This is a genomic window from Pseudonocardia sp., assembly GCF_050246655.1.
Lineage (GTDB): Bacteria > Actinomycetota > Actinomycetes > Mycobacteriales > Pseudonocardiaceae > Pseudonocardia.
Window position 1 is genome coordinate 24,667 of sequence record NZ_JBFWVQ010000059.1, and the last position, 11,780, is coordinate 36,446.

The following is an 11,780-nucleotide window of genomic DNA, read 5'->3' on the forward strand; positions in this document are numbered from 1 at the left end:
TCGCTCGCCGGAGCTCGCTGCGATGCTCACCCGGCCCTCGCTCACGGTCCCGATGGTTCGCTGCGGACCGGGCTCCGCTCCTCGCTCGCCGGAGCTCGCTGCGATGCTCACCCGGCCCTCGCTCACGCCTTCACCGCCGCCGGGGCGCCGGTCTCGACGCTCTCGATCGCGGCCAGCGCGATCGCCAGCGCGGTGCGGGCGGCCGCGCCGGGGACCGGGGAGGGTCGGCCCGCCCGCACCGCGTCGACGAACGCGGCGATCTCGCCCACGTACGCCGAGAACAGCAGATCGGTGTCCCGGCGGGCGGTGTCGACGTGGATGCCGTCGGCGTCGTAGAGGGTCATGTCGGTGGTGCGTGCGCTGCCCGCGGCGACCATGCCCGCCGAGCCGAACACCTCGCCACGCACGTCGTAGCCGTACAGCGCGCTGAAGCTCGCCTCCGCGGTGGCGATGGCGCCGTTGTCGAAACGGATCGTGACGACCGCCGTGTCGAGGTGCCCGCCGGCCTTCGCCTCCGGCGCGACGAGCGCGTCGGCGAACGCGTGCACGGCGACCGGCCGGGCACCGGGGTTGAGCCAGCAGAGCGTGTCGAAGTCGTGGATGAGGGTCTCGAAGAAGATCGTCCACTGGGGGATGCGGGCGGGGTCGGCGGTGAACGGGCCGGGGTCGCGGGTGAGCGAGCGCAGCAGCTGCGGGGTGCCGACCTTCCCGGCGTCGACGGCGGCGCGCGCCGCGACGAAGCCCGGTGCGAAGCGGCGGTTGAACCCGATCTGCAGCACCACGCCCGCCCGCTCGGCCGCGGCGATGGCGCGGTCGGCGTCGGCGAGGGTGAGGGCCATCGGCTTCTCGCAGAACACGTGCTTGCCGGCGGCCGCGGTGGAGACGACGAGGTCGGCGTGGTGGCGGGCGGGGGCGGTGATCAGCACGCCGTCGACGTCGGGCCGGGCGAGCAGCTCGTCGGTGGTGACGGCGTCCGCGCCGAGCTCGGCGGCCAGGCGCTTCGCGGCGATCTCGACGGCGTCGGCGACGGCGACGAGCCGGGCGCCGGGGACGTGGTGTGCGGCGATCGCGGCGTGGTTCGTGCCGATCCGGCCCGCGCCGATCAGGCCGAGGCGAAGGGAACGGCCGAGGGGTCGGTTGGTCATGGTGTTCCTCACTGAACTAGTACGTTCTAGTAGCGATAGACTAGAACGTACTAGTCGAGGAGGGAAGAGTGACGCGGACGACGATGGCGGACATCGCGAAGGCCGCCGGGATCTCCACGGCGCTGGTGTCGATCGTCATGCGCGGCGTGCCGGGGGCGAGCGAGGCCACCCGCGCGCGCGTGCTGCGGATCGCCGACGAGCTCGGCTACGTCCCCGACGAGCGGGCCCGCAAGCTGCGTCAGGCCCGGTCACGGGTGCTCGGCGTGGCGTTCGAGCTGCAACAGCCGTTCCACGGCGACCTCGTCGAGCGCCTCTACGCCGCCGCCGCGGCGCGCGGCTACGACATCGCGCTCAGCGCCGTCGCCCCGACGCGCGACGAGCCCACCGCCGTCGACGCGCTGCTGCGCGAGCGGTGCGAGGCCGTGATGCTGCTCGGCAGCGGCCTCGACGCGGCCGCCCTCGGTGCGTTGGCCGGCCGTGTCCCCACGCTGCTGGTGGCCCGGCACGCCGACGTGGACGGCGTCGGTGTGGTCCGCGCCGACGACGTGCGCGGCATCGGCCTGGCCGTCGACCACCTCGTCGGGCTCGGGCACCGGCGCATCGCGCACATCGACGGCGCGGGCGCCGCGGGCAGCGACGACCGGCGCTGCGGCTTCCACGACGCGATGTCCCGGCACGGCCTGGGCCGAGCCGCCGACGTGCTCACCGGCGGGCTCACCGAGGAGGCCGGGGCGCGCGCGATGGCGGCGCTGCTGGCCCGGCCGACCCCGCCCAGCGCGGTCATCGCGTTCAACGACCGCTGCGCGACCGGTGTCGTCGACACGCTCCTGCACCGCGGCCACCGCGTGCCCGCCGACGTGTCGGTCGTCGGGTACGACGACTCGCGCCTCGCCGAGGCGCCGCACGTCCAGATGACCACGGTCTCCCAGGACGCCAGGGCGCTCGCGGCGGCCGCCGTCGACCAGGCGCTGCGGCTCGCGGCGGGCGGGGCACCGGCCGAGATCGTGCTGTCCCCGCGGCTGGTCGTCCGCGCGACGACGGCCGCACCACCCGGCGCGTGAGACCCGCTCGGCAGAGGATGTCGTGATGTGTTGCGAGGCTTGGCGGCATGACGGGCAAGATGGTGGCCACCGAGCGGAGCGGCCTGGGCAGGTACTTCATCGAGTGCGGCAACGCGGGCGACGTCGACGGGGCTGGTGGCAGCGAACGAGCCGGACGGATCGTGGCTCTGGGCCGTGGACCAGCCGGCGCTCGTGGCGTAGCGCGGTGACGGTGAGAAGAATCGCGACGATCGGCGTCTACGGCTTCACCGCCGAAGCCTTCGTCGAGACGCTCGCCGGCGGGGGCGTGGGACTGCTGCTCGACCTCCGCCAGCGCCGCGGTGTCCGGGGCCCCGACTACGCCTGGGCGAACTCGGTGCGCCTCCGCCGCGCGCTCGCCGCGGCGGCCGTCGGCTACCGGCACGTGAAGGACCTGGCACCGACGACCGAGCTGCGCCAGCTCCAGTACCGCGAGGACGACCGCCAGGGCGTCGGCAAGCGCAACCGCGCGGCGCTGGCGCCCGCCTACGTCGAGCGCTACACCCGCGAGATCCTCGACCCGTTCGACCTCGACGCGCTCGTGGCGGAGCTCCCGCGCGACTCGGTGACCGCCCTCTTCTGTGTCGAGCGCGACCCGCAGGCGTGCCACCGCTCGCTCGTGGCCGAGCGCCTGCGCACCGAGCACGGGCTGCCGGTCACGCACCTGCGCCCGGGTTGACGGGTCACCCCGTCGGCCGTAGCTCCTGCTCCAGCCGCTCCCGCATCCGCCGGTGGATGCCGTCGGCGTCCTCCTCCCAGCCGAAGACGCACACGGTCGCCACGCCGTCGAACGAGACCTCGCGCAGCGTCGCGAAGAACTCGTCCCACGCGACCTCGCCGTTGCCGATCTCGTTGTGCTGGTGGATCCGCGCGTCGACCCCTGGTGGGTTGACGATGTAGCGGTTGCCCACGTTCGCGCGGTGGTTGAAGCAGTCAGCGACGTGGACGTGCTGCAGCTTCGACCCGGCGTAGCGCATCATCCGCCCGACGTCGCCCGCACCGTCGGAGAGGTGGAACGCGTGCGGGGCGCAGAACACGTAGTTCGCCCACGGCTTGTTGAGCCCGCGCACGATCTGGACGGCGTCGTCGTTGCGCTCGGAGAAGTCGTACGGGTGCGCTTCGAGGTTGAGCCCGATCCCGTAGCGCTCGAAGTGCGGGATCAGCTCCTCCATCGACGCGTAGAACGCGTGCTCGGAGCGCAGCGGCTGAGTGGGATCGCCGGAGAGCTCCGAGTTGACGATCGGGCACTCCAGCTCCGCCGCGATCTCCAGCAGCCGCCGCCAGTTGCGCACCTGGGCGCGCCGCTCCTGCTCGTCGGGAGCGGCCCAGTTGAAGACCGGGACGAGGGTGTGGATGCGTACCCCGGTCTCGGCCATCGCCTTGCGGGTCTCGGCGATCAGTGCGTCGTCCGCCTTCGGGTAGCGGTGCCAGAAGAACCAGTCCGCGCGCGGCGAGAGTTCGAGGTGGGCGTAGCCCAGGTCGGCAGCCTTGCGCAGCTCGTCGGCCACCGACAGGTGCGGGTGGTACATGTTCGGGTCGAGCGCGATCGTGACCATCAGGCGTCCTTGTAGAGATCGGGCTTGTCCCGCAGGACGACGGCCTCGCGGGAGCCGGACGCCAGCGAGGCCGCGCCCGCGTCGCAGACGACGGTGGCCGCGTAGCCGTCCCAGGAGCTGGGGCCGGTCGGGCCGCCCACCCGCACCGCGTTCACCCACTCCTGGAACTCGACGTCGAAGGCCCGCTCGAAGCGCTCCCGCCAGTCCACCGGGACCCGCCCGGCGACGCGGCCCGCCGTCTTGACGACCGCGCCCGCGGACTCCGACAGCTCGACGGTGCCCTGCTCGCCGAGGATCTCGCCGCGGATGTCGTAGCCGTAGGCCACGTTCACCGACGCCTCGACGTCCACGAGCACCCCGCTCGCGGTCTCCAGCAGCACGACCAGCGGGTCCTGGAAGCCGGGCGCGGCCCGCCCGGACACCCGGGGCTTGAGCACCGTGACCGCGACGATCTCGTCGTCGAGCAGCCAGCGCGTGGTGTCGACGTCGTGCACGACGGTATCGTTGATGACCATGTCCGCGGTGTAGTGGTCCGGCACCGACGCGTTGCGGTGGGCGGCGTGCACGACGAGCGGGACCCCGATCTCGCCGCTCGTCACCACCGCCTTCATCGCGCGGTACTGCGGGTCGTAGCGGCGCATGAAACCGACCTGGACCAGCCGGCGCCCGGCCGCCACTTCGGCGTCGATGATCCGCTCGCAGGCCTCACGGGTGGTCGCGAGGGGTTTCTCGACGAACACCTGCTTGCCCGCGGCGATCGCGGCGAGCACGTACTCCTCGTGGGTGGGACCCCAGGACGTGACGAGCACGGCCGCGACGGCCGGGTCGTCGATCAGCTCCTGGCCGCTGCCGTGCACGGTCGCACCCGGGAGGTCGTCCGCGACGGTCCGCGCGCGGTCGAGGTCGCTGTCGGTGACCGCGACGACGCGCGCCCCCGACAGCACGTGGGTGAGCCGGCGGATGTGATCCTGGCCGATCATGCCCACGCCGATGACGCCGACGTCGAGCGACATGTCTTCTCCTTCTGGTCGGTGACGGTCGGCGCCGTCAGAGCTTGGCGGCCGCCTGTCTCAGGTTCCCGGCGGCGGTCGCGAGGCCGTCGAGCCGGTCGAGGCTGGCGTCCTCGTGCTCGATGTTCACGGCCATGTCCGGGTCGACGTCGGCGAGGGCGCGCAGGAACTCGGTCCAGTAGTCCACGTCGTGGCCGAGCCCGACCGCGACGAACCGCCAGGCGGGGTTCTCCGGCCAGGTGGCGCACCAGAACCCGATGCCGGTGGGCACCTTGCCCTCCGCCTCGGCGGGCACCCGCGCGAACGAGGTGTCGAGGACGCCGCGGATGTCGACGCCGGGCGTGATCGCGGCGTCCTTCGCCGCGGCGTGGAACACCAGCGGGCCCAGCCACCGGATGCACTCGACGACGTCCATGCCCTGCCACATCAGATGCGACGGGTCCATCTCGGCGCCGAGGTTCGTGGCGCCGACGAGATCGACGAGCCTGCGCAGCGTCACCGGGGAGAACACCAGGTTGTGCGGATGCATCTCGATGGCGACCCGCACGTCGTGGGCGCGGGCGAGCGCGTCGATCTCGGTCCAGAATGCCGAGGCGACCTCCCACTGGTAGTCCAGGACGTCCAGGTAGACGCCGTCCCACGGGTTCACCACCCAGGACGGGTAGCGCGCATCCGGGTCCGAACCCGGCGTGCCGGACATCGTGACGATGTTCCGCACGCCCAGCGCGCCGGCCAGCTCGATCGTGCGGCGCAGGTCGTCGCTGTGCTTCGGGCCGACCCGAGGGTGCGGGTTGAGCGGGTTGCCGTTGCAGTTCAGGCCGGTCAGCTCCATGCCCCGGGAGGAGAACTCGCCGAGGTAGTCCGCGCGGGCCTGCTCCGAGGACAGCAACAGGTCCACGTGGCAGTGCGGGGAGGGGATGAAGCCGCCGGTGTTGACCTCGACCGACGTCAGCCCGTTGTCCTGGAGCACCCGGAGGGCCTCGGCGAGCGGGCGGTCGTGCAGGCAGGCGGTGTAGGCGCCGAGTCTCAGGGTCATGGCGGGCGTTCTCCGGTCGCGGGACGGTTCAGGGGACGGCGACGGCGGCGCCGCCGGACGCGGCCGACTGCACGACGGCCTGGATGATCTGCATCGTGTGCAGGCCGTCGGCGAACGACGCGTTCGGCGGCAGCGGATCGGGCGTGCCCGCGACCTGGTCGAGGAAGGCCCGGCACTGGTAGGTGAAGCACTCCTGGTTGCCGATCCCGACCCCCGGGGCCTCCATCGGGTAGCCACCGCGGAAGTACGGCATCTGCGGGCCGACGATCACCTGCCGCGGCCCGCGGGTGCGGGCCTGCGGCTGCGTGTCGTCGAACAGGTACTCACCGGGTCGGTGCTGGTCGTAGGCGGCCCGACCGGACAGCCCGCAGACGTCGAAACCGAACCCGTTGGGCGATCCGAACGCGGTGCGCGACACCGAGAACGACGCCTGCACGCCCGAGGTGAACCGCGCGGAGAACATCGCCGTGTCCTCGTTCTCCACCTCGTCGACCTCGCTGCTCACCGGCGCCTCCTGATGGCCCACGACCGCGCCGAGCGGCAGCGGCCGCTTCGGGACCTGGGTGGAGATCTCTCCCCCGGAGACCGAGAGGATCGGCCCGCACACGAACTCGGCGGTGTCGATGATGTGCGCGCCGATGTCGCCCAGTGCGCCGCTGCCGGGCCCGCCGCGGAAGCGCCAGGTCAGCGGACCGCGCGGGTGGCACGCGTAGTCGCACCAGTACCGGCCCTGGAACAAGGTGATCTCGCCGAGCTCGCCGTTGCGGACGTGGTCGCGGATCGCCGCGACCGCCGGGTTGCGCCGGTAGGTGTAGCCCACCGCGGTCACCACCCCTGCGGACCTCTCCAGCTCCACCATCGCCCGGGCGTCCTCGACGGAGCCGGCGAGCGGCTTCTCGCACAGCACGTGCTTGCCGGCCGCGACCAACGCCTCCGCGATCGGCCGGTGCAGCGTGTTGCCCACGACGATGCTGACGGCGTCGATCCCGGGGTCCGCGGCCACGTCCTCCCAGCTCGGCACGGCCTTCTCGAAGCCGTAGCGCCGGGCGGCGTCCTCACCCAGCTCGGTGTTGGCGTCGGCGATCGCCACGAGGCGCACGGGTGGCAGCCCCGCTCCGAACACCGTGTTGACCATTCGGTACGCCGCCGCGTGGCTCCGCCCGGCCATCCCGGCCCCGATCACGGCGACGGAGAGTGCTTCCGACATGTCGTCCCTCCGCGGGAGGCGCCGGACCCGGACGGGCCCGGCGCCCGACGCTCAGCGCTTCAGCTCGTGGCTGAGCTCGGCCAGCTCACGGCCACCCGCCATCTCCGAGGTCAGCTCCTCAAGGGTGACCTCGGAGCGGGTCTTGTCGAGCACCCGGCGACCGAGCTTCAGGATGATGAAGTGGTCGCCGACCATGAACGCGTGGTGCGGGTTGTGCGTGATGAACACGACGCCGAGCCCCGCGTCACGGGCCGCCGCCGTGTACTTGAGGACCACGCCGGACTGCTTGACACCCAGCGCGGCGGTGGGCTCGTCGAGGATCAGCACGCGAGCGCCGAAGTACACCGCCCGGGCGATCGCGACGCACTGGCGCTGACCGCCGGAGAGCGTCCCGATCGGCTGGTTGATGTCCTTGACTGTGATGCCCATCTTCTTGAGCTCGGTGTCGGCGATCTCCCGCATCTGCGGGATGTCCATCGGTGCGAGGGGGTAGTTGCCCTTGCGGATCTCCGAGCCGAGGAAGAAGTTGCGCCACACCTCCATCAGGCTGACCACCGCGAGGTCCTGGTAGACCGTCGCGATGCCGTGGTCGAGCGAGTCGCGAGGCGAGGCGAAGCGGACGTCCTTCCCGTCGACCTTGAGCGTGCCGCTCGTGTGCGGGTGCAACCCTGAGATGATCTTGATCAAGGTCGACTTCCCGGCTCCGTTGTCGCCCAGCACGCAGGTGACCTCGCCGGCGCGGACGGTCAGGTTGACCCCCTGCAGGGCGATGATCGGGCCGAACGCGCGGCCGACGTCGGACATCTCGATCAGCGGTTCGCCCTTGTGCAGGCTGGCGTCCGCATGCTCCACGATGGTGTCAGTCATGGCTACCTCACCGCCTCGTCGAGGCGTAGTTCTTGACGTACAGGTTGACCAGCACCGCGAGCAGGAGCATCGCGCCCAGGAACGTGTAGAACCAGTTCGGGTCGAAGCCCGCGAACACGATGCCCTGGGTGGTCATGCCGAAGATGAAGGCGCCGACGGCGGCACCGACGGCCGAGCCGTAGCCGCCGGTCAGCAGGCAGCCACCCACGACCGCGGCGATGATGTAGATGAACTCGTTGCCGATGCCGAGGCCGGACTGCACCGAGCTGAAGTTGAACAGGATGTGCATCCCGTAGAACCAGCACAGGAACGACACGGTCATGAACAGGCCGATCTTGACCTTGTTCACCGGCACACCGACCGCGCGGGCACTCGCCGCGTTGCCGCCCACGGCGAAGATCCAGTTCCCGATGCGCGTACGCAGCAGCACCCACGAGCCCAGCGCGACGAAGAAGAGCCACCACAGCACCGTGATGTTGATCGTCATGACACCGAGGTCGATGTTCGAGGCGAAGATCGCCTTGGCGGAGGCGAACCCGTCGAGCTCCGAGGCGTTGTCCGACGCGACGGTGCCGGTGACGGCCTTGGTCACGCCGAGGTTGGCGCCGCGGAGCATGAAGAACGTCGATAGCGTGATGAGGAAGCTCGGAATCCCTGTTCTCACCACCAGGTATCCGTTGAAGAACCCGATGGCCAGCGCCACCAGGAGGCTGAACACCACGCCCACCCACATGTTGAGGCTGAGCTGGAAGGTGATCAACGCCGCCGTGAGCGCCGCGGTGACCACCGAGACGCCGGACGACAGGTCGAACTCCCCGCCGATCATCAGCAGGGCCACGCCGACGGCGATGATGCCGATCGTCGAGGAGGCGTAGAGGACCGTCGCGAACGACGGCAGCGTGCGGAACGGCGGCGCGACCGCGAAGAAGAAGAGGAAGATGGCGATCGCCGCGGCGAACGCGCCGATCTCCGGCCTCGCGAGGATGCGGGTGGCCAACGACCGCTGAGGGCGCACCGGATCGGTCGAGGGGGCGGTCGGTGGTGTGGCGACTGGTGTGCTCATGGCTGCTCCGGTTCCGGGCGGTACCGGGGGGCCGGCTGGGCCGGCTCCCCGGGAGCGGGCCCTACCGCTTGTTGTTCGCGGTGTACGGCAGGATCTGGTCGATGTTGGTCTGGTCGACGATCGACGGGCCGGTCAGCACCGGCTTGCCGCCGCCGAGGTCGTTGCCGTTGCTCAGGTTCAGCCACAGCGACGTGACGGCCATGTAGCCCTGCACGTAGGGCTGCTGGTCGATCGAGAACATGATCTTCCCGTCCTTGATCGCCTTGGCGGCGTCCTGGTTGAGGTCGAACGTGACGATCTTCGCCTGGCTCGTGCCGCTCTCCTTGGCCTGCAGCGCCGCGAGCGCGATCGGGGCGCCGAGGGTGACGATGTGGGTGATCGACGGGTCCTGCGTGAGCTTCGACTGCAGGGTCGCCTGCACCGACGGCAGGTCGGCGCCGTTCACCTGGAGGTTCTCGGTGTTGGCGAAGGTCGACTTCACACCGGCGCACCGGGTCTCGAGCGCGACCGAGCCCTGGGCCTGGATGACGCACAGGGTCTTGGTGCCGCCGTCAGCGGTGATGCGCTCACCGACGGTCTGGCCCGCGAGCAGCTCGTCGGACCCGAAGTACATCTTCGCGCCGGCCTTCTCGTAGTCGTCGAAGCCCTGGTTGAACGCGACGACCGGGATCTTGGCGTCGGCGGCCTTCTTGGCGACGGGGATGACCGCGTCCGCGCTGGAGAGGGTGACCGCGATGCCGTCGACCTGCGAGTCGATCGCGTTCTGCACGAGCGTCGCCTGCTCCGGACCCTGCTGGTTGTTCGAGTACTTGAGCTCGATCCCGAGCTGGCTCGCCGCGTCCTCGGCACCCGCCCGGATCTTGTCCCAGAAGGTGTCGCCCTCCTGCTCGTGGGTGATCATCGCGATGGTGTACGTCTGGCCCGCCGGGGGAGTGCCGGCGCCGCCGCCACCATTGCCTCCCTGGTTGGCGGCGCCCCCTTGGCTGCTGCAGGCGGCGAGCGCGGTGGCGAGCACGGCCGCGGCCGCGACGCCCCGCAGGATCTTCCGGGAACCGCTCATCTGGTCATCTCTCTCTGTGCGTCACACCGACATCGGTGTCGGTGCGGGTCTGGGTGCCGGTTCACGCACGCACGGGCCCGATGCCGCAGGCGCCGAGATAGCGGGCGGTGCGGGTGGCGATGGGCGCAGGCGTGTCGGGATCGCAGGGGTAGAGGTCCTGCTCGACGATCGCGAACAGGTCGGCGTCGAGGTCGGCGAGCGCGTCCAGGAGCGACGGCATGTCCGGCACACCCGTCGGCGGCTCGACCATGGCGCCCAGCCGGACGGCGGGCGCGAAGCCGAGGCCCTCGGCCCGGACCCGGTCCATCACGGCCGGATCGACCTGCTTGAGATGGACGTAGCCGATCCGCTCCGGGAAGCGCCGGATGATGGCGACGTTGTCGCCACCGCAGTAGGCGATGTGTCCCGTGTCCAGGCACAGCCGCACCTGCTCGGGGTCGGTCTGCTCGAGGAAGCGCTCGACCCGGTCCTGGGTGTCGACATGGCTGTCGGCGTGCGGGTGGAACACCAGCTCGACGTCGAACTCCTGCTGGAGCGTCCGGGCGAGCACATCCATGCCGGAGCACAGGTCCGACCACTGCTCGGAGGTGAGGTCGCGCGGCTGGGTGAGTGCGCCGTCGAGGTCGGTGTAGCCCTCGGGCAGCAGCACGAGGTGGCGGGCGCCGAGCGCGGTGAGCAGCCGGGCCTCGGTGCGGCAGTCCTCGATCGCCTGCTTCAGCGCATCGGCGCCCCGGTGCAGGGCGGCGAACACCGCACCGCCGGAGAGCTTCAGCCCGCGGCGGTCCAGCTCGTCACGCAGCTGCGCGGCGTCGGTGGGCAGGTAGCCGTAGGGGCCGAGCTCGATCCACTCGTAGCCCGCGGCCGCGGCCTCGTCGAGGAAGCGGTGCCACGGCACCTGATTCGGGTCGTCGGGGAACCAGACGCCCCAGGAGTCGGGGGCGGTACCCAGTCGCACGCGGTCCAGGGCCATGGTCAGTTCGCCGTCGGGAAGTGGAAGGACGAGCCGCTGGGCAGCTCGACATGGGGCCACCGCGACGTCACGACCTTGGCCCGGGTGTAGAACTGCACGCCCTCCGGGCCGTGGATGTGCGACTGCCCGAACAGGGAGTCCTTCCAGCCGCCGAAGGAGTAGTAGGCCATCGGCACCGGGATCGGCACGTTGATGCCGATCATCCCGACCTTCACCCCGCGCTGGAAGCGACGCGCGGCCTCGCCGGAGGACGTGAAGATCGCGGTGCCGTTGCCGTACGGGTTGGCGTTGATCAGCGCGATCGCCTCGTCCACGGAGTCCGCGCGCACCACCGACAGCACCGGGCCGAAGATCTCCTCGCGGTAGACGTCCATCCCGGTGGTCACGCGGTCGATCACGGTCGGCCCGACGAAGAAGCCCTCCTCGTGACCGGGCACGCGCAGGCCCCGGCCGTCCACCGTGAGCTCCGCGCCCTGGTCGGCTCCGGAGCCGATGAGCGAGACGATGCGGTCGCGCGCCGCGGCGGTGACGATCGGGCCCATCTCGGACTCCGGGTCGCGCCCGGGGCCGACCTTGACCGCGCGGGCCTTCTCGGCCACGGCCTCGACCAGTTCGTCCCCGGCGGATCCGACGGCGATGGCCGCGGAGATCGCCATGCACCGCTCGCCCGCCGAGCCGAACGCGGCGGCGACGAGGTGGTCCGAGGCGAAGTCGAGCGGGGCGTCGGGCAGCACGATCGCGTGGTTCTTCGCACCGCCGAGGGCCTGCACGCGCTTGCCGTTCGCCG

General features: G+C 71.3%; 12 protein-coding genes. 2 read left to right on the forward strand and 10 right to left on the reverse strand.

The genetic code is table 11. The features are described from left to right. Positions 1-122: 122 nt before the first annotated feature. Positions 123-1,145, reverse strand: a complete 1,023-nt coding sequence (locus AB7J25_RS18755; RefSeq protein ID WP_428510783.1) for a Gfo/Idh/MocA family oxidoreductase — start codon at positions 1,143-1,145, stop codon at positions 123-125. A 68-nt stretch (positions 1,146-1,213) separates the two neighbouring features. On the opposite strand from AB7J25_RS18755, the gene AB7J25_RS18760 reads away from it, so the two are divergent. Both AB7J25_RS18760 and AB7J25_RS18765 read left to right on the forward strand, forming a co-directional pair. Next, positions 1,214-2,206, forward strand: a complete 993-nt coding sequence (locus tag AB7J25_RS18760; protein ID WP_428510785.1) for a LacI family DNA-binding transcriptional regulator — start codon at positions 1,214-1,216, stop codon at positions 2,204-2,206. Positions 2,207-2,417: 211 nt separating this feature from the next. Continuing rightward, complete coding sequence (locus tag AB7J25_RS18765) at positions 2,418-2,903, forward strand: DUF488 domain-containing protein (RefSeq protein WP_428510787.1); 486 nt, start codon at positions 2,418-2,420, stop codon at positions 2,901-2,903. 4 nt (positions 2,904-2,907) lie between these two features. Here AB7J25_RS18765 and AB7J25_RS18770 read toward each other — a convergent pair whose 3' ends face one another. From AB7J25_RS18770 to AB7J25_RS18810, 9 genes are all read right to left on the reverse strand, one after another. After that, entirely contained in the window at positions 2,908-3,780 is an 873-nt protein-coding gene (locus AB7J25_RS18770) for a sugar phosphate isomerase/epimerase family protein (protein WP_428510789.1), read from the reverse strand. Further along, on the reverse strand, positions 3,780-4,793 hold the full coding sequence (locus tag AB7J25_RS18775; protein ID WP_428510790.1) for a Gfo/Idh/MocA family protein: 1,014 nt from the start codon (positions 4,791-4,793) through the stop codon (positions 3,780-3,782). The genes AB7J25_RS18770 and AB7J25_RS18775 overlap by 1 nt, the downstream gene beginning before the upstream one ends. 34 nt (positions 4,794-4,827) lie before the next feature. Further along, positions 4,828-5,826 (reverse strand): sugar phosphate isomerase/epimerase family protein, encoded by a 999-nt coding sequence (locus AB7J25_RS18780; RefSeq protein ID WP_428510792.1) that lies wholly within the window; start codon positions 5,824-5,826, stop codon positions 4,828-4,830. A gap of 28 nt (positions 5,827-5,854) precedes the next feature. Next, positions 5,855-7,033 (reverse strand): Gfo/Idh/MocA family protein, encoded by a 1,179-nt coding sequence (locus tag AB7J25_RS18785; protein ID WP_428510794.1) that lies wholly within the window; start codon positions 7,031-7,033, stop codon positions 5,855-5,857. Positions 7,034-7,084: 51 nt separating this feature from the next. Further along, entirely contained in the window at positions 7,085-7,900 is an 816-nt protein-coding gene (locus AB7J25_RS18790) for an ATP-binding cassette domain-containing protein (RefSeq protein WP_428510796.1), read from the reverse strand. A 7-nt stretch (positions 7,901-7,907) separates the two neighbouring features. Beyond that, complete coding sequence (locus AB7J25_RS18795; RefSeq protein ID WP_428510798.1) at positions 7,908-8,963, reverse strand: ABC transporter permease; 1,056 nt, start codon at positions 8,961-8,963, stop codon at positions 7,908-7,910. Between the two features lie 61 nt (positions 8,964-9,024). Then, positions 9,025-10,023: a substrate-binding domain-containing protein gene (locus AB7J25_RS18800; RefSeq protein WP_428510800.1), complete on the reverse strand. Its 999-nt coding sequence runs from the start codon at positions 10,021-10,023 to the stop codon at positions 9,025-9,027. 61 nt (positions 10,024-10,084) lie between these two features. Beyond that, positions 10,085-10,993 (reverse strand): TIM barrel protein, encoded by a 909-nt coding sequence (locus AB7J25_RS18805; RefSeq protein WP_428510802.1) that lies wholly within the window; start codon positions 10,991-10,993, stop codon positions 10,085-10,087. A 2-nt stretch (positions 10,994-10,995) separates the two neighbouring features. Beyond that, positions 10,996-11,780: aldehyde dehydrogenase family protein (locus AB7J25_RS18810; protein ID WP_428510804.1), on the reverse strand; the 785-nt coding region annotated here is incomplete at its 5' end.

What these genes read in the sequence shown, in the direction of transcription:
- AB7J25_RS18755 (WP_428510783.1), bottom strand. Translation starts at nt 1,145, where the DNA reads ATGACCAACCGACCCCTCGGCCGTTCCCTTCGCCTCGGCCTGATCGGC.
- AB7J25_RS18770 (WP_428510789.1), bottom strand. Translation starts at nt 3,780, where the DNA reads ATGGTCACGATCGCGCTCGACCCGAACATGTACCACCCGCACCTGTCG.
- AB7J25_RS18775 (WP_428510790.1), bottom strand. Translation starts at nt 4,793, where the DNA reads ATGTCGCTCGACGTCGGCGTCATCGGCGTGGGCATGATCGGCCAGGAT.
- AB7J25_RS18780 (WP_428510792.1), bottom strand. Translation starts at nt 5,826, where the DNA reads ATGACCCTGAGACTCGGCGCCTACACCGCCTGCCTGCACGACCGCCCG.
- AB7J25_RS18785 (WP_428510794.1), bottom strand. Translation starts at nt 7,033, where the DNA reads ATGTCGGAAGCACTCTCCGTCGCCGTGATCGGGGCCGGGATGGCCGGG.
- AB7J25_RS18790 (WP_428510796.1), bottom strand. Translation starts at nt 7,900, where the DNA reads ATGACTGACACCATCGTGGAGCATGCGGACGCCAGCCTGCACAAGGGC.
- AB7J25_RS18795 (WP_428510798.1), bottom strand. Translation starts at nt 8,963, where the DNA reads ATGAGCACACCAGTCGCCACACCACCGACCGCCCCCTCGACCGATCCG.
- AB7J25_RS18800 (WP_428510800.1), bottom strand. Translation starts at nt 10,023, where the DNA reads ATGAGCGGTTCCCGGAAGATCCTGCGGGGCGTCGCGGCCGCGGCCGTG.
- AB7J25_RS18805 (WP_428510802.1), bottom strand. Translation starts at nt 10,993, where the DNA reads ATGGCCCTGGACCGCGTGCGACTGGGTACCGCCCCCGACTCCTGGGGC.